General features: G+C 59.5%; 15 protein-coding genes. 3 read left to right on the forward strand and 12 right to left on the reverse strand.

The window, feature by feature from the left end; all coding sequences use genetic code 11:
- Nucleotides 1-104: 104 nt before the first annotated feature.
- From GV764_RS07830 to GV764_RS07870, 9 genes are all read right to left on the reverse strand, one after another.
- A complete protein-coding gene (locus tag GV764_RS07830; RefSeq protein WP_161659666.1) occupies nucleotides 105-758 on the reverse strand; it encodes an aspartate/glutamate racemase family protein in 654 nt (217 codons plus the stop codon).
- Nucleotides 755-1,174: a GlcG/HbpS family heme-binding protein gene (locus GV764_RS07835; RefSeq protein WP_161659667.1), complete on the reverse strand. Its 420-nt coding sequence runs from the start codon at nucleotides 1,172-1,174 to the stop codon at nucleotides 755-757. The genes GV764_RS07830 and GV764_RS07835 overlap by 4 nt, the downstream gene beginning before the upstream one ends.
- Nucleotides 1,175-1,182: 8 nt before the next feature.
- Nucleotides 1,183-2,532, reverse strand: coding sequence for a bile acid:sodium symporter family protein (locus GV764_RS07840; RefSeq protein ID WP_161659668.1), 1,350 nt, complete (start codon nucleotides 2,530-2,532; stop codon nucleotides 1,183-1,185).
- A gap of 42 nt (nucleotides 2,533-2,574) precedes the next feature.
- Nucleotides 2,575-3,381, reverse strand: coding sequence for a beta-keto acid cleavage family enzyme (locus GV764_RS07845; protein ID WP_161659669.1), 807 nt, complete (start codon nucleotides 3,379-3,381; stop codon nucleotides 2,575-2,577).
- Nucleotides 3,382-3,410: 29 nt separating this feature from the next.
- Complete coding sequence (locus GV764_RS07850; RefSeq protein ID WP_161659670.1) at nucleotides 3,411-4,187, reverse strand: hydroxypyruvate isomerase family protein; 777 nt, start codon at nucleotides 4,185-4,187, stop codon at nucleotides 3,411-3,413.
- A complete protein-coding gene (locus GV764_RS07855; protein ID WP_161659671.1) occupies nucleotides 4,180-4,980 on the reverse strand; it encodes a DeoR/GlpR family DNA-binding transcription regulator in 801 nt (266 codons plus the stop codon). The genes GV764_RS07850 and GV764_RS07855 overlap by 8 nt, the downstream gene beginning before the upstream one ends.
- Complete coding sequence (gene otnC, locus GV764_RS07860; protein WP_161659672.1) at nucleotides 4,980-5,645, reverse strand: 3-oxo-tetronate 4-phosphate decarboxylase; 666 nt, start codon at nucleotides 5,643-5,645, stop codon at nucleotides 4,980-4,982. The genes GV764_RS07855 and otnC overlap by 1 nt, the downstream gene beginning before the upstream one ends.
- Nucleotides 5,642-6,907, reverse strand: a complete 1,266-nt coding sequence (gene otnK / locus GV764_RS07865) for a 3-oxo-tetronate kinase (protein ID WP_161659673.1) — start codon at nucleotides 6,905-6,907, stop codon at nucleotides 5,642-5,644. The genes otnC and otnK overlap by 4 nt, the downstream gene beginning before the upstream one ends.
- A 214-nt stretch (nucleotides 6,908-7,121) precedes the next feature.
- On the reverse strand, nucleotides 7,122-7,706 hold the full coding sequence (locus GV764_RS07870) for a TetR/AcrR family transcriptional regulator (RefSeq protein ID WP_161659674.1): 585 nt from the start codon (nucleotides 7,704-7,706) through the stop codon (nucleotides 7,122-7,124).
- A 255-nt stretch (nucleotides 7,707-7,961) separates the two neighbouring features.
- Between GV764_RS07870 and GV764_RS07875 the strand changes: the two genes are divergently transcribed.
- Together GV764_RS07875 and GV764_RS07880 are read left to right on the forward strand one after the other, a co-directional pair.
- Complete coding sequence (locus GV764_RS07875; RefSeq protein ID WP_161659675.1) at nucleotides 7,962-8,306, forward strand: RamA family antibiotic efflux transcriptional regulator; 345 nt, start codon at nucleotides 7,962-7,964, stop codon at nucleotides 8,304-8,306.
- A 66-nt stretch (nucleotides 8,307-8,372) separates the two neighbouring features.
- Nucleotides 8,373-8,624, forward strand: a complete 252-nt coding sequence (locus tag GV764_RS07880) for a DUF1158 domain-containing protein (RefSeq protein WP_161659676.1) — start codon at nucleotides 8,373-8,375, stop codon at nucleotides 8,622-8,624.
- Here the strand turns inward: GV764_RS07880 and GV764_RS07885 are convergent, their stop codons facing one another.
- Complete coding sequence (locus GV764_RS07885) at nucleotides 8,625-9,665, reverse strand: LacI family DNA-binding transcriptional regulator (RefSeq protein WP_161659677.1); 1,041 nt, start codon at nucleotides 9,663-9,665, stop codon at nucleotides 8,625-8,627.
- 187 nt (nucleotides 9,666-9,852) lie between these two features.
- Here GV764_RS07885 and GV764_RS07890 point away from each other — a divergent pair, with 187 nt between their 5' ends.
- Nucleotides 9,853-12,942 (forward strand): beta-galactosidase, encoded by a 3,090-nt coding sequence (locus tag GV764_RS07890; protein ID WP_161659678.1) that lies wholly within the window; start codon nucleotides 9,853-9,855, stop codon nucleotides 12,940-12,942.
- Between the two features lie 35 nt (nucleotides 12,943-12,977).
- On the opposite strand, the gene GV764_RS07895 is transcribed toward GV764_RS07890, so the two are convergent.
- Nucleotides 12,978-14,882, reverse strand: a complete 1,905-nt coding sequence (locus tag GV764_RS07895; RefSeq protein ID WP_161659679.1) for a methyl-accepting chemotaxis protein — start codon at nucleotides 14,880-14,882, stop codon at nucleotides 12,978-12,980.
- A 264-nt stretch (nucleotides 14,883-15,146) separates the two neighbouring features.
- Entirely contained in the window at nucleotides 15,147-16,268 is a 1,122-nt protein-coding gene (locus GV764_RS07900) for a YbdK family carboxylate-amine ligase (protein ID WP_161659680.1), read from the reverse strand.
- Between the last annotated feature and the right edge of the window lie 134 nt (nucleotides 16,269-16,402).

Genomic DNA, 16,402 nt, shown 5'->3' on the forward strand with positions numbered 1-16,402 from the left:
CGTAGTCTGAGCGAACGGAACCCTTCCACCTTATAAAAAAACGGAACCCTTCCACCGACCTGAACACTCCCGCCAAACGGAACAATTCCCCCGAACGGAATGATCTAACTGGCACTCGCCTCCTTAAGCCACTTAATCCCACTTTCCGGTGACGTCAGCACCGGCACCGGCGGTTCCGGCAACTGCTGCAACACCCGCGCCATTGACGCCTGCGCCAGCATCACCACATCACTGCTGGCGAACGCCTGCTTCAGCCCCTCCGCGACAATCGCGTCATGCTTCGCCATATCCCCCGCCAGCAGCGCGGTAAACGCCTCCGACATCAGCAGCGGGGTGATTTCCAGCGCTTTACCCGCCTCGGCGGCTTTGCGCTTCACATAGGCCAGCGTCGGCTCCAGCGTCGTGCCCACCGTTGCCAGCACCGCCAGCCGCCCGCCTTTAACAATAGCGGCATCCACCATGGCGCAATCGATGCGCGCCAACTGTAGCGGCGTCATAAACTGGCATTGCTCCACCGCGCCGCCAATCGAGGAACAGGCGGTCATAAAGATCTCGCATCCGGCTTTTTCCGCCACCTGAATGTACCCGGCGATGCGGGCACTGATATCCGGCGTCACGCCGTCGTTTTTCATCACCTGCTTAATCATCGACTCTTCGATGATATGCATCACGTCCGCATCGGGTATGATGTCGCCAATCAACTGCTGCATCATCGCCAGCGTCGCAGAACTGGTGTGGAACAGGGCTATCTTTTTCATGCCGGGATCTCCTCATTGAGATAGTGGGCGACGGCCTGCGCCGCCTCGTGATCTTCTTTAGCGGACAGGCCGCCAATCGCCACCGCGCCGAGGCAGCGATTGCCATCGGTGAGCGGAATGCCGCCCGGCAGCGCCGTGAACCGCGGGTCGCCAAAGTAGCCGATATCCAGCTGCTCGGTTTGCAGGCGCTGTAAAAACGCCTGCGTCGTGCAGCCCAGACGGCTGCTGGTACGGGCTTTGCGCTGCGTCAGTTCGATGGTCAGCAGCTTTGCGCCGTCCATGCGGGCAAAGGCCAGCAAATCGCCGTTGGCGTCGCTCACCGCCACGCTGAACGGGCGCTGCGCGTAAGTTTCCTGCGCCAGCTGTAAGGCATAGTCCACCGCCTGGCGCGCCTGTTGTAAGGTCAGAGTTTTCATGGTTATCCCTATAAGGTCTGTTCAGAAGAATACGGCTTTTCCGCCGTCGCGCTGCTCCGGGCGGCAGGCTTTGCGGCGCGGGCGTCTTTTTTGCGCCAGTAGTTGGCGAGCAGCGATCCGCTGACGTTGCCAAGCGGCGTCATTACCGCCGAGGCCAGCCCTACCGTCGCCAGCTTGCCCATCGCCGCCGCGAGGCCGGAGGCCATCCCGCCGTTTTGCAGGCCCACTTCAAAGGCCACGGTGCGGGCGGATTGCACATCCATGCGGAAAACAAAGCGGCTCATCAGATAGCCGATGGAGAAGCCGCCGAGGTTGTGCAGCAGCATGGCGACGCAGAGTAAAAAGCCCACCTGCATCAGATTGTCGCGCCCGGCGGCGGCGGCGGTGGTGGTGAAGAAAATAATCCCGATCATCGACACCTTCGGCATGTAGCTCTGGATCTTCGGTTTCTGCTGGGTCAGCCAGTTATAGAACAGGCTCCAGATAATCCCGCCGGCAAAGAAGTTCGCCACCACGGCAAACATCTGGGCATCCGCCGGGGCGCTTTCGAACAGACTGTTCCAGCCGCCGAACGCCATAAACAGCAGCCAGCAGGCGCTGAGGGCCGCCAGTCCCTGCACGATGCGCCGACCGCGCAGCGAGGCATAGCTTTTGAGGTAATCGTTGAGGATCGCCGCGCCAATCGGGATCAGCACGATTTTGATCACGTCCATAATCATCGACATCAGCTTGATGTCGATCAGCGAGCCGGCCAGCAGGTTGACCCACAGCGGCGTCATAATGGTGGCGGCGAGGGTCGAGACCGCGCAAATGGAGACCGCCAGCGCCAGATTGGCATTGGCGATATACACCATCACCGTGGACGACAGCCCGCTTGGACAGGCGCCGATCAGCAGAATGCCTACCGCCACCTCTGGCGGGAAATCAAACATAACGGTCAGCGCAAAGCCGAGCAGCGGCATGATCAGGAAGTGGCAGAAGGTGCCGACGAATACCGCCCACGGCATTTTGGCGACGTCGATAAAGTCCTGAATAGTCAGTTTGGTGCCCATGCTGAACATGGTGGCCTGGATCACCAGGAACACGATCCATTTGTGGGTGATATTAAAGCCGCCCCAGATAATCAGCTCGCTGGCGTATACCATCGCGGCGACAAACCCGGCGATGATCCACAAGGTAAACTGATAACTGCGTAGCGCAGGCCAGAAGCCCGCGCCGATGGCAAACCCGGTCACCCCTAATACCAGGCCGCCATGCCAGACGTTGGTGGCCTGGATAAGCGCGCCGACCACGGCAATAAGCGCGCCAGCGGCGCTGGCCGCGAGGCCAGCCTTATAAACTGCTGCGTTGATGGTCATTGTGATGCCTCCCGGAGGCGTTGAGTATTATTATTAGCGCGATTAACGGTGGCGAATATTCAGCAGCTTGCGGGCATATTCCGGCGTTGCCACTTCTTTATCCTGGCTGCGAATTAACGTGGCGAGTTTTTCCACCAGTAATACATTTCGGGTCACAGTTTCGCTGGCGTTAATATAATAGCTGTCTTCAAAACCAATTCTGACTTCACAGGCCCCCATGCCCACCGCAGCGGCAATTAATCCAAAATCGCGGCGGCCAAAATGAGTAATTCCCCATAAGGCGTCGCGCGGGATCATACTGCGCATGGCAATTAACGCGTCGATAGTGGCGGGCGTACTGCCGCGATGGCCTAACACAATATTAAACAGCATCGGCTGGGTGAAATTAATTTTCTCCTGTAATGCCAGAATATTATTAATCATGCCGATCTCGAAGACTTCAAATTCGGGAATAATGCCGCGCTCAACGATATGGCGTGAGCAGTATTCCACGTCCGGCGTCGGGTTAAAGTAGACGTTATCGCCGAGGTTCACCGAGCCGACATTCAGCGAGGCCATCTCAACGCCCCGGCAGGCCAGCGGCGCGCAGCGTTCGGCAATGCTCATCGGCGACACGCCGCCGGTCGAGGCCTGAATAATCAGATCAGACTGCGCCATGACCGGCGCAATAGTTTGTTCAAAGTAGCGGGTGTCGGGAGTGAGTTTCCCCTGCGGGTCACGCACATGCAGATGCACGATGGCGGCACCCGCCTCCACGCAGGCTAAAATCTCATCCGCCACTTCACTGGGTTCTACTCGGGGGCAATCCGCGGCGACGGGCGCCAGCGAAATAATCACGCGATCGGACATAATTCATTCCTCAGGGTCAGAGTGTTATTTTATTTATACGGCGCTAACCAGTGAATATCGGCACCTGGCGGTGTTAGCGGTTGATATTCACAACCCACCCAGCCGTGATAGTTCATGTTGTCGATTTGCGAAAAAATCCAGTCGTCATTTAATTCGCCGCTTCCCGGTTCATTGCGACCGGGCGAGGAGGCAACCTGATAATGACGGGTAATCGGTAAATAGCGTTGAATATGGGTAATAATATTGCCGTGCAATTTCTGGCAGTGATAAATATCGAACTGCAAACCGATATTATCGCACCCGACATCGTGAATAATCTTTTCCGCCAGCGGAAAACTATTCACAAAATAGCCCGGCATATCCTCTTTATTTAACGGCTCAATTAAGACGTTGATATTTTTCTCCGCCAGTAAACTGGCCGCCTGGCGTAACCGTTGAATCAATAATTGATACTGCTGCTGTTCACTCAGGCTATTCACCCGATGGCCCGCCATAACGTGTACCTGACGGCAGCCGAGGGCGCTGGCGTATTCGCGGGCTAACAGGATCGCGTCGATAAACGCCTCATCACAGTCCGGCTGCGCCGCCAGCCCGCGTGCGCCGCGCGCCCAGTCGCCGGGCGGCGCATTGATTAATACCACCGGCAGGCCGCTCTGCCGCTGCGCCTCGCACAGTTCTGCAAGCGGAACGTCATAGGGAAACAGACACTCGACGCCGGTAAAACCGGCTTCACGGGCGCGGGCGAAGCGCGCGACAAACGGCAGTTCGGTGAACAGCCAGCTGATATTCGCCGCGAACTTAGGCATGATTTTGCTCCCGCTCGGTGGACACCAGGTGCAGCTTGAGGTTTTGCGCCGCCAGCGTCTGCCGCGCGTCATCCGGCAGCGCCGTGTCGCAAATAATATCGGTAAGCTGCGACAGGGCGCAGATATGGAACATGGCGTATTTGCCGAATTTGCTGCTGTCCGACACCAGAACCCGCCGTTTCGACACCTGCAATACCCGCTCTTTCACCGACGCCTTGCCTTCATCCGGCGTCGACATGCCGCGTTCCAGATCCCAGGAGGAAGAGCTGATAAACGCCACATCAATATTGATGGTGCTGAGGAAGTTCGCCGCGCTTTTTCCCAGGCACGAACGGTTGCGTTTTTCCACCAGACCGCCGGTGTGGTACAGGGTAATGTGCGGCATATCCATCAGGTAATGGCTGATGGAGAAATCGTTTGTCACCACCGTCAGGTTGAAGCAGTTGCTGGCCGCCACCGCTTTGGCGACTTCAAAAATTGAGGTGCCGGCGTCGAGATAAATCGTCTGGCCCGGTTCGATCAGCATCGCCGCCAGCTCGCCCATTTTGCGCTTCACTTCATGGTTGAGTTCCGCTTTTTCGCGCCACGGCAACTCCAGCTTGAGCAAGTTGTTCAGCTTGATGCCGCCGTTGATCAGCACCACTTTGCCTTCTTCTTCCAGCGTGAGGATGTCGCGGCGCACGGTCATGTGCGACACGTTCATCAACTCCGCCAGCTCGTTAAAGGAGGCGACGTTTTTTTCATGCACGTAGCGATAGATAAAGTCGCGTCGTTGTTCCGGGATCATTGTCATTACCCCATTTTTGCACGGTAGACCTGCTCCAGTTCCGCGATGGCGGCATCGCTTAGCGGAACGTGGCCCAGCGGTTTTAAGGTCAGCCAGATACGGGCGCTGTCTTCCAGTTCTTCAATGTTGAACACCGCTTCGCGCAGCGTACCGCCGCACACTACCGGGCCGTGGTTGGCTAACAGCGCTGCGGTGTGCTGGCCTGCGGATTCATACAGCGCCACGGCGATATCCTGATGACCCGGGCGGAAGTAGGGCAGCAGCGGCAGTTTGCCGATGCGCATCACGTAATAGGGCGTCAGCGGCGGCAGGCAGTTTTCCGGCGTCTCGCACGGCAGGCAGGCGAGGGCGGTCAGCCATGGCGAATGCAGATGCACCACCGCGCCGCAGGCCGGACGGCGCTGATAAAACGCCATGTGCATCGGCACTTCTTTGGACGGACGGTCGCCGCCAATGTGCTCGCCGCTGGCGTCCAGGCGGCTCAGACTGTCGATCTCTAACTCCCCAAGACAGGAATTGGTCGGCGTGACCAGAAAGCCGCCGTCGGGCAGCTTGACGCTGATATTCCCGGAACCGCCGCTGCTGTAGCCGCGCTGAAACAGCGAGCGGCCATAATGAACCAGTTGCTGACGCAGCGCGGTCTCTTCGGCGCTGATGGCGTAACGACTCATGCCTGGTACTCCTGTGCACGGAAAAAGAAATCTTCATCGCCAAAATTGCCGGATTTCAGCGCCAGCGAGAGCTGCTGCGCGCTGTCCTGCACCCAGGGTACGCCGGGGACGATGGGGCGGCCTACCTTCAGGCGCTTGACCTTCAGCGCGTCCACCGTGGTACCGGAGGTTTCGCCGCCCGCCACGATAAAGGTATTGAAACCGCGTTCCCGCAGCCGGGCGGCCAGTTGGGCGAAGGTGCGTTCGACGGCGGCGCTGGCGGCGCGTTCCCCGAAGCGCTGTTGTGTGGCCTTAAGCTGCTCTGGCGGCTGGGTGGCGTACACCAGCGGCGCAAGAGTGCCGCCGCTGTGTGCGTCAACCCAGTCGGCGAGAGTGGCGAGGTACTGCGGGTCACCGCTAATGCAGGACGCAACGTCCAGCGCCAGCGCGGGGGCCTGGGCCTTATAGGCATTGACCTGGCGGTTAGTCATCACTGAACAGCTGCCGGACAGCACCACCGCTTTTTTATCCCCGGGAAAGATAAAACGCCCGGCAGCCGTGACCTGCGTCGACGCGCGCGCCGCCAGCGCGCCGCCGAGGCCGGAACCGCCCGCCAGCAGCGGTAAATCGCCAAACGCCGCAGCCTGGATCGCCAGGTCGTCTTCGGTTAACGCATCCACCACGATATGGCTGAATCCCTGGTCGGCAAGCGCCTGATAACGTGCGCGCAGCGCAGCGCAACCGGCGCGCACCGTGACAAGATCGATCACCGCCGCCTTGCCGTCGGTTTGCGGTTTCAGCAGTTCGACCAGCCGGGCGTCCCACATCGGGTTAATCGGGTGATTTTCCATACCGGACTGGTTTAACAGCAAGCCGTTCACAAACAGATGCCCGTGCACCAGGGTGCGGCCATTCTGCGGCAGCGCCGGGCTGTGAATGATGGCGCGGCACGGCGTCCGGGCCATCAGCGCGTCGCTGACCGGGCCGATATTGCCGTCGGGCGTGGAGTCGAAGGTGGAGCAGTATTTGAAGTAGATCTGCCGGGCGCCGGCGAATTCTGTCAGCCACTGGGCGCAGCACAGCGTCTGGCGAATCGCCTCTTCTGCGGGCAGCGAGCGGCTTTTCAGGGAGATGACAATGACGTCGGCGTCATCCTGCCAGCGGGCGTCGGGGGCCGGAACGCCGGGCAGCAGCGCTACCTGCAATCCCTGCTGCGCCATAAATCCGGCGATGTCCGTCGCGCCGGTAAAATCATCGGCGATAACGCCGGTAAGAAGGGCCATGAGGCTGTTTCCTGTCGCTCTGCTTTCGAATGGGATCATTATTCAAAAGCGGGCTTCACATTCCCACGACAGGTCTCACAAATATTATCATCCTGAATGTGTAACTCAGAATGATTAACTATTTGAAATGAATCAATAAATGAATGATGAGGGGATTTTTTCGCTTCACACTACGCTGTGAAAATTCGTGAACATCCCCGGAATGCACAAATTCTCACAAATCCTGCCTGCCCAGCGCGCGCCACATCGCTTCGTAGCCGACGGTTTTAAACTCCTCGGTACGCGCGGGTTCGCGGGTGGCGAATTCCATGGTGGTTTCCGCCATCGCAAAGAAAATGGTGTCGCCAAAGCGGCGAAACGGCGGGCTTAAAAACAGCGGCAGAATGGATTTTTCACACATCTGATGCAGTTCAGGATTGCTGTCGTTGACCTGCTGCTCGGTTTCCTCGGTGATTTTGTCGCTGATCGCCAGCTGGCGCATCGCCTGGTGGGCGACCGGATGGGCAAGGCCCCAGTCGATCAGCCGATCCCAGATGTAGCGGGTTAAGCCTTTGCTGTCCGCCGGGCGGTCCGGCTGTTCAAGGATAGAACGGCCAAACTCGACTTTGAGATGCAGATACAACGCGTTGAGCAACACGTCCTTGGTCGCGAAATAGCGGAACAGCGTGCCTTCCGCCACGCCCGCGCCGCGGGCAATCATCGCGGTGGAAGCGCTAATGCCAGCGCTGGCGATGGCTTCGGTTGCCGCATCAAGCAGCGCCATTCTCTTATCTTCACTACGGGGACGAGCCACTAACATTACCCTCCAGTCATCAGGACCGCAGATTGAAACACGGAGGCCGCAGGGCTGCAAGCCGCCAGAAGTACTCAAAAACCGGTTGACGCTTAACGCATCGTTTCTATAATGAGTGTTTACTCACTCATTATCAATGTCTGACGTAGGGTTTTCTGTAACCTGTGCGGGATCTCAACTTTTCAGGTAACAAAAGACGGCGTTGTACATTGAAGTGAGCAGGGTACTAACGTTTGTAACGGCGAGTAAAGGGGAACAGGCATGGAACTACCCGCTCAGGTTATTGAAACCATTACCGGCTGGATTGATGACAATTTGCATAAACCGCTGCGCATTGATGAAATCGCGCGTCACGCGGGCTATTCAAAATGGCATTTGCAGCGGCTCTTTCAGCATCACACCGGCGAAAGTCTCGGGCGCTACATCCGCGAGAAAAAGCTGCGGCTGGCGGCGCAGGATTTACGCAGTACCGACGCGCGCGTGCTGGATATCTCCCTGAAATACGGCTTTGAATCCCAGCAATCGTTTACCCGGCTGTTTACCCGTAAATTCAATATGTCGCCGGGTAACTATCGCCGTCATGGCGGCGACAGCGCCATCCATTAGCGCCACGGTTTGCAAGGCCCGACAAATTCCCGGACAATGCCCGTTTTAACTCGGGCGTAACATCCAATGAAACATCCACTCGAAACGCTGGTGACCGCAGGCGGTATTTTGCTGCTGGCTTTTCTCTCCTGCCTGCTGCTGCCCGCGCCTGCGCTGACGGTGTCGCTGGCAAAACAGCTAATGGAGACCTTCCATCTGGTGGACTTAAACCAGCTTTACACCCTTATCTTCTGTATCTGGTTTTTACTGCTGGGCGCGCTGGAATATGTCGTTATTCGCTTTATCTGGCGGCGCTGGTTTTCCATCGAACGCATCTAGCTACAGTTGACGGGCAAGCGCTTTGATCCGGGCGATCAGCGCATCGCGCGGCGCGGCGATGGATTTCGGCGCGGTGGATTGCCGGACGATCAGCCGCGTCGGCAGGCGATGATGGCGACGCGCGGGCTCGGCTAACAGTGCGACGGCGCGCTCGCCCAGCAGGTGGAAATCCTGCGCCACCGTGGTCAGCGTCGGCTGGAAATACTGGCTGTCCGGCGTATCGTCGTAGCCGGTGACAGAAATCTCCCGGCGGTCCATCTGCGCCAGCGCGCTTAATACCCCCAGCGCCATCTGATCGTTTGCCACCACAATCGCCGACAGCGTCGGCTGCTGCGCCAGCATCTCCACGGTGCGGATAAACCCGCTGCCCGCGCTCCAGTCGCCGAATGCGGTAATGGCCTGATGGCCGCCGTTGCGGTGCAGCGCATCGCGCCAGGCATGCAGCCGCAGCCGGGCCGAAATGGCGCTCTCCGGCCCGGCTAAAAAACCAAACTCCCGATGCCCTGAATCCCACAGATGGTCGATGGTGGCCCGGCAGCCCTGCTGGTGGTCGAACAACAAACTGGCGACCTCGCTGTCCGGCGGCACATCGAGAAACAGGCAGTGGATATCCGGGTTTTCCCGCGCCAGCTGTTCCGCCATTGCGCTCTCGAGCGGCAGGTTGACGATCGCGCCGCCAATATTCTGCGCCCGGCACTCCGCCAGCGCCGCCTGCAACGCCCCGTAATCCGCCTGACTGAGCATCGCGATGGACACGTCCAGCCCGCGAGCCTGGGCGTGGGTTTTCACCGACGCAGCGATTTGCGACGGAGCATGTAGCGTTAGCGACGCGCTGATCAGGCCGATAGCGGGCAGCACTTTCCCGGCCAGCAGCTGAGCGGAGCGGTTCGGCACGTAGTGCAGATCGCGCATCGCCTTGTGCACCGCGTCCTGGGTGCGTGCCGCCACTTTATTCGGGCTGTTCAATACCCGCGAAACGGTTTGCAGAGAGACGCCAGCGGCTCTGGCGACATCATCAAGGGTGGCGACGCGTCGGGTCATGGTGTTTTCCTGAGCAAAATGTCGTGCGTTAACACGCAATGAGTGGGGTACGACATTTTACCCGCTTTATCCGCCATTTCTGTGAGGGCCGCCGGAGAGTTGCTGCGCGGTTATTGCTGAAAACGCGCCATTACGCGATAACGGTCGCTATATGTTGTGCGTATGACATTTAAGGCGACAAACTCTGATGAATCAGCAACAGCCCACTTTTACTGAGATCCTGGCGCGCCAGGACTGGCAAAACCCCACCATCACGCATCTCAACCGGCTGGACGCGCACCCCGCATTCTCCAGTTGGCATAGCGTTGAAGCCGCGCGCGATGCCGAAGCCAGCGCCCGCCGCCAGTCGCTGGACGGCATCTGGCAATTTCACTACGCCGCCAGCCCGCAGGCAGTGGATGCAGCGTGGATTGACGGCGATTTGCCGGACAGCGCGCCGCTTAACGTGCCGTCAAACTGGCAGATGGCGGGTTATGACGCGCCGATTTACACCAACGTGCGCTATCCCATTGACACTCAGCCGCCGCGCGTCCCGGCGCAGAACCCCACCGGCTGCTATTCGCGCACCTTCACCCTCGACCCGCAGTGGCGGGATAACGGCCAGACGCGGATCATCTTTGACGGCGTCAACTCGGCGTTTCATCTGTGGTGCAACGGTGTCTGGGTGGGCTATTCCCAGGACAGCCGCCTGCCTGCGGAATTCGATCTGACGCCGTTCCTCAGGGCGGGCGAAAACCGGCTGTGCGTGATGGTGATGCGCTGGAGCGCAGGCACCTGGCTGGAAGATCAGGACATGTGGCGAATGAGCGGCATTTTCCGTTCGGTGTCGCTGCTGAATAAACCCGACTGCCATCTGGCGGATTTGCAGGTCACGCCGCAGCTGGATGATACATACCGCGACGCGGTGGTCAATGTTGCGCTGCGCGTTGCCGCACCCGCCGCGCAGCTGGCGAACGTAACCGTCGAACTCACCCTGTGGGATGGCGACCAACAGGTAGCGCAACTGCGCGGTAAACCGGGCAGCGCGCCGGTGGATGAGCGCGGCAACTATCCCGAGCGCGGATTTTATCGCCTGCCGGTGCGCGAGCCGAAAAAGTGGAGCGCCGAAACCCCGCACGGCTACCGGCTGGTGGCGGCGCTGTGGCAGGACGACATGCTGCTGGAAGCCGAAGCCTGCGACGTGGGATTCCGGCGCGTGGAGATCGACAACGGCCTGCTGAAACTGAACGGCAAACCGCTGCTGATCCGTGGCGTTAACCGTCATGAACATCATCCCGAGCGCGGTCAGGTGGTTACCGAGCAGGATATGATCCAGGACATCCTGCTGATGAAGCAGAACAACTTTAACGCCGTGCGCTGCTCCCACTATCCGAACGTGGCGCGCTGGTATGAACTTTGCACCCGCTACGGGCTGTACGTGGTGGATGAAGCGAATATCGAAACCCACGGCATGGAGCCGATGAACCGCCTGTCGGACGATCCGGCGTGGTTCGCGGCCTTCAGCGCCCGCGTCACCCGGATGGTGCAGTGCCACCGCAATCACCCCAGCATTATCATCTGGTCGCTGGGCAACGAATCCGGCCATGGCGCGACCCACGACGCGCTGTACCGCTGGGTGAAAACCGCCGATCCGTCGCGCCCGGTACAGTACGAAGGCGGCGGCGCGGATACCGCCGCCACCGATATCATCTGCCCGATGTACGCCCGCGTTGAACAGGATCAGCCGTTCCCGGCGGTGCCGAAGTGGAGCATCAAAAAATGGCTCAGCCTGCCGGGGGAGCAGCGCCCGCTGATCCTGTGCGAATACGCCCACGCCATGGGCAACAGCCTGGGGAATTACGCCGCCTACTGGCAGGCGTTCCGGGAGTATCCGCGCTTGCAGGGCGGTTTTGTCTGGGACTGGGCCGACCAGGCGATTGTCAAAACCTTCGATGACGGCACCACCGGCTGGGCCTACGGCGGCGATTTCGGCGACAAACCCAACGATCGCCAGTTTTGCATGAACGGCCTGGTGTTCCCGGACCGCACCCCGCATCCGTCGCTGACTGAAGCCAGGCACGCCCAGCAGTTTTTCCGGTTCGCGCTGGTCAGCCAGCAGCCGTTAACCGTGCGCATCGCCAGCGAATACCTGTTCCGTCATACCGATAACGAAACGCTGGCCTGGCGGGTAGAAAGCGCGGGGCAGATAGTGGCACAAGGGGAGGTGGCGCTGGATCTGGCCCCGGAAACCGACGCGTTGCTGACCCTGGCTGATACGCTGGCGCTGCCGGACAACGCCCGCGACGTCTGGCTCCAGTTGGACGTGATCCAACCCAACGCCACGGCCTGGTCGGATGCCGGGCATCGCGTCGCCTGGCAGCAGTTTGCCCTGGCCGCGCCGCTGGTTATCGAACCGCAAACGCCGCGCGGCGCGGCGCCGTCGCTGGTGGTCACGGATGAGGCCTTCACCGTGCAGTACCACCATCAGCGCTGGCAGGTTGCGCGCGCCAGCGGGCGGATCGTCCAGTGGGAGATCGACGGCGAGCCGCAGTTATTATCGCCGCTTGCGGATCAATTTGTGCGCGCGCCGCTGGATAACGATATCGGCGTCAGCGAAGTGGATCGCATCGATCCCAACGCCTGGGTCGAGCGCTGGAAAAGCGCCGGTCTGTACGATCTGCAAACCACCTGCATCCGCTGCGAAGCCGAGGCGCGCGCCCATGAGGTGATGATTGAAAGCGTCTGGCATTACCGTAATGCCCGGGGCGTGGTGCTGGTGTCGCGCTGGGAAATGCGTTTTGACGACGCCGGGAAACTGCATATCGCGGCGAGCGGCGAGCGGGCCGGGGACGTGCCGCCGCTGGCGCGCACCGGGCTGCGTTTCCAGGTGAAACCGCAGTCGGCGCAGGTCTCCTGGCTGGGCCTCGGCCCGCACGAAAACTACCCGGACCGTAAAAGCAGCGCGCGGTTCTCCCGCTGGCAGTTGCCGGTTGACCAGATGCATACGCCGTATATTTTCCCGACGGAAAACGGCCTGCGCTGCGATACCCGGCAGCTCCGGTGGGGCCAATGGCACGTGGAAGGGGATTTTCATTTCTCGCTGCAACCCTTCGGCACGGAACAGCTTACCCGCGTCGACCACTGGCACCGGATGCAGCCGGAAGAGGGGGTGTGGATCACCCTCGACGGGCAACACATGGGCATCGGCGGCGACGACTCCTGGACGCCGAGCGTCCAGCCTCCGTTCCTGTTGAACGACACCCGCTGGCGCTACGCCGTTACGATCTGGATGGGGTGATCCTGAAAACGTCGCCCCGCGCAGGGCGACGTGGTTCATGCCACAAAGCGATCGACTAATTCCGTCATGGCGGCGCTTTGCTGATCCAGACTCAGGCTTTCGCTGGCGGCCTGGGAGACCAGCGCGGCGTTTTGCTGGGTCACCTGTTCCAGCTGGCTCAGCGCCAGATGCACCTGGGCGACGCCCAGCGACTGTTCCCCGGCGGCGCGGGCGATATCGCTGATGTAATCGCGCATCCGGTCGCTCTGCTCGGCGGCCAGCTGCAACGCTTTGCCGGAAGCGGTGACCCGATCCACCCCCTCGCCAATCTTCGCCATATTCTCATTCACCAGCTCGCGGATTTGCTGCGCCTGAGTGGCGCAGCGCTGCGACAGGTTGCGCACTTCCGTCGCCACCACGGCGAAACCGCGCCCGGCTTCTCCGGCGCGCGCCGCTTCCACCGCCGCATTCAGCGCCAGCAGGTTGGTCTGGAACGAGATATCGTCAATCGACTTAATGATGCTGGAAATCTGCTCGCTGGAGGCGCGGATCGCTTCCATACTCTGGCTGGCCTGCGCCGCCACGGTATTGGCCTGGCTGACCTCCTGCTGCATGGCGAGGGTCAGTTTTTCGGCTTCGCGGGCGTTGTCCGCCGTCAGGTTGATGGTGGTGGAGATCTGCTCCATGCTGGCGGCGGTTTCCACCAGCGAGGCCGCCTGTTCATCGGTGCGCTGGGCCAGGTTCTGATTGCCGTCGGCAATGTTGGCGCTGGCGTGGCGCAGCACTGTGGCGCCGGATTTAATCTCGCTGACGATATGCTGAATATTTTCGATAGCGTGGTTATAGGCACGATTGAGCGACGACAGCTCATCACTGCCGGGCACCGTCAGGCGACGGGTTAAATCGCCCTCCATCTCGGCAATTTCCCGCAGCGTCGATCGCAACTGACGGTGAATGCTGCGCGCGACAATCGCGGCAATAGTGAGCGCCACGATCAGCGCCAGCAGGCTGACAGCCAGGAAGCGCAGCCAGGCGGCGTGCGCCTCATCCGCCAGCCGCGCGGCGGTGGTCAGCAGGTTGCTGGCAGCGGCGTCCTCCCGGGTTTTTAAAATTTCGATGCGCTGGGTCTGAATGGCGAACCAGGTGGTGGCCTGCACGCCAAACCCGCCTGCGTCGGCTTTGGCGATAGCCGCATCACGCAGGGCCAGCGCGTCGGCGGCTTTCGGCTGCGCCAGCGCAGCATCCAGCGCCCGGGCCTGATCCGGGGTGAGGAAACGCCGCGCCGCATTCAGCCACGCCTCCTGTTTGCCGACCACATTGCTCAGGCGTTGAAACTGGCCGGGGGCAAACTGGTCGGCGGAAAAAATATTCGCTAACAGCGCGCGCTCAATTCCGGCCTGCTCTTTGGCATTCAGCAGGCTGAAATAACCTGCCAGCTGATTGACTATTTCGCCGGACGGGGAGAGATGGCTGATATCGGAAACAATATTCAATAAGGTGGTGACGCTCTCGGTGTAATTCGCCAGCGCGCGATTGGTTTCAATGGCGATATCGCTGACCTGCTGGCGCAGAGCGGTAAATTGCTGGCGGGTTTGTTCAAAACGCGCCAGCGCATCGGCGACATGCCCGGAAAGAATCGTGCCGTCGAGGCGGGTAAACGCCCGATCAAAACGCGTCAGCGCCTGGTCGGTTAACTGACGCTGGGCCGCCAGTTCATCGCGAAATCCCTGGCCTTTTGCGCCGAGGTAGCCAGCGCTCATTCCGCGCTCTTTCTGCAGTTCGTGGACCACTTCCCCGGCTTTAATGGCAAGCTGAGTCAGGGTCGCCATATTTTCCATCTGCCTTTGCGCCGCCACGCGCCCGGCAATCCCGGAACCTCCCAGCCACAATAGCGCCAGCAATAATGGCAACAGCGCGATGAATAATTTCATTTTCATCGAAATACGATATATCCATAACATGGAAGTTTCCCTCTAATAATGGCAGGTTGATTTAAGGCTTATCGGAGGGAGGATTTATTTACTTTAGCGCTAATGGCGCAGCTATCAGAAATTCCATTTGATGGCATATTTTGAATAACTCTTTAGAGTTATTTTGGCGATCCAGATTAATAAAGCATGCGTTATTTATCGGCTTGTGAATAATCGTTTTCGACGGTAATTAATAAATTAGAAATAATTTTTGCTTATGCCTGGAAAGGGTATTCCAGGCATAAGACAACGTTATTACAGCGGGGCTGCCCAAATTTCCGTCATTCGCCTGACCATTTCCGACAGCACGCCGCCGTTGGCGATAAACTCGCGCATCAGCGCCGCGTCGCTGTGGTTGGTGCGCACGATTTGCTCGATATCCAGCAGCGCGCTTTCGCCGTTGAGGCGCTGGGCGTAAGGCATCAGTATCGGGATATGGCGCAGAATGTCGTCGGCAATCGAAGAATGCTCACCGGTACAGACATCGGTCAAGGTGCCCTTCAGGCCGTAGCGACATGCCTGGAAGCGGTTAAAGCGATACAGCAAATAGTCGTCGCGCTGCGGCCTGAACGGGCGCTCCTCCAGCAGCCAGTTGGCCAGCGCCTGAAGGAAGCCGGCAACATTGATCGCGCGCGTCATGGTCAGCGGCGTATCCATCACCCGCACCTCCACGGTGCCGAAGCCGGGGCTGGGGCGGATATCCCAGTGCAAATCCTTAATCGACTCAATGATCCGGCTGCGTTCCAGATGGTGATACATGGTCTCGAACTGCTGCCAGTTTTCAACAAACGGCGCGGGACCGTTATCCGGGAAGGCGGAAAAAATGTTCAGCCGCGAGGAGGCAAACTGGGTGTCGGTGCCCTGGATCCACGGCGACGCGGCGCACAGGGCGATGACGTGCGGCACGAAACGCGACAAACCGTGCAGCAGATAAATCGCATCATCGCCGTTGCGACAGCCAATATGCACATGCTGACCAAATACCGTGGCCTGCTGCATCAGGTAACCGAAGCTTTCCAGAGTGCGGGTGTAGCGCTCGCTCTTGCAAATCTCCTGGCGCTGCCATTTTTGATACGGGTGCGTCCCGCCGCCGCAAATCGCCAGATGGTGGCGGCCCGCAACGGCCAGAATCACCTGCTGTAGCGCGGAAAACTGGCTGCTGGCCTGGTGAATGTCTTTGCACACCCCCGTGGCGATCTCCAGCATGCTTTCGGTGATGTCGTGTTTAACTTCCCCCGCGCGAATCTGGCCCGCAATTTCATCAATCAACGTAGAGGAGTCCTGACTCAAATCCCAGCCTGGCGGCGTGACGATTTGCAGTTCAAGCTCAATCCCCAGAGTATAGGGTTCGGAAGCGGTAAAAGGCGTAAGAGGCATAGTGGCTCACTTTTTCAGGCGTTAACCTTAAAAAGTATAGCCAGCAGGGGAAATGTTACAGCTGAAAGACATGTCTGAAAAACATGGCATTTCAGGGCGGCAGAAAGCGAGGGCGCTAATTTTGCGCGCCGGTT

This window comes from Atlantibacter hermannii, from assembly GCF_009907385.1.
GTDB classification, from domain to species: domain Bacteria; phylum Pseudomonadota; class Gammaproteobacteria; order Enterobacterales; family Enterobacteriaceae; genus Atlantibacter; species Atlantibacter hermannii_A.

Coding starts and splice junctions, on each gene's coding strand:
- GV764_RS07830 (WP_161659666.1), bottom strand. CDS start 758: ATGAAAAAGATAGCCCTGTTCCACACCAGTTCTGCGACGCTGGCGATG.
- GV764_RS07835 (WP_161659667.1), bottom strand. CDS start 1,174: ATGAAAACTCTGACCTTACAACAGGCGCGCCAGGCGGTGGACTATGCC.
- GV764_RS07840 (WP_161659668.1), bottom strand. CDS start 2,532: ATGACCATCAACGCAGCAGTTTATAAGGCTGGCCTCGCGGCCAGCGCC.
- GV764_RS07845 (WP_161659669.1), bottom strand. CDS start 3,381: ATGTCCGATCGCGTGATTATTTCGCTGGCGCCCGTCGCCGCGGATTGC.
- GV764_RS07850 (WP_161659670.1), bottom strand. CDS start 4,187: ATGCCTAAGTTCGCGGCGAATATCAGCTGGCTGTTCACCGAACTGCCG.
- GV764_RS07855 (WP_161659671.1), bottom strand. CDS start 4,980: ATGACAATGATCCCGGAACAACGACGCGACTTTATCTATCGCTACGTG.
- otnC (WP_161659672.1), bottom strand. CDS start 5,645: ATGAGTCGTTACGCCATCAGCGCCGAAGAGACCGCGCTGCGTCAGCAA.
- otnK (WP_161659673.1), bottom strand. CDS start 6,907: ATGGCCCTTCTTACCGGCGTTATCGCCGATGATTTTACCGGCGCGACG.
- GV764_RS07870 (WP_161659674.1), bottom strand. CDS start 7,706: ATGTTAGTGGCTCGTCCCCGTAGTGAAGATAAGAGAATGGCGCTGCTT.
- GV764_RS07875 (WP_161659675.1), top strand. CDS start 7,962: ATGGAACTACCCGCTCAGGTTATTGAAACCATTACCGGCTGGATTGAT.
- GV764_RS07880 (WP_161659676.1), top strand. CDS start 8,373: ATGAAACATCCACTCGAAACGCTGGTGACCGCAGGCGGTATTTTGCTG.
- GV764_RS07885 (WP_161659677.1), bottom strand. CDS start 9,665: ATGACCCGACGCGTCGCCACCCTTGATGATGTCGCCAGAGCCGCTGGC.
- GV764_RS07890 (WP_161659678.1), top strand. CDS start 9,853: ATGAATCAGCAACAGCCCACTTTTACTGAGATCCTGGCGCGCCAGGAC.
- GV764_RS07895 (WP_161659679.1), bottom strand. CDS start 14,882: ATGTTATGGATATATCGTATTTCGATGAAAATGAAATTATTCATCGCG.
- GV764_RS07900 (WP_161659680.1), bottom strand. CDS start 16,268: ATGCCTCTTACGCCTTTTACCGCTTCCGAACCCTATACTCTGGGGATT.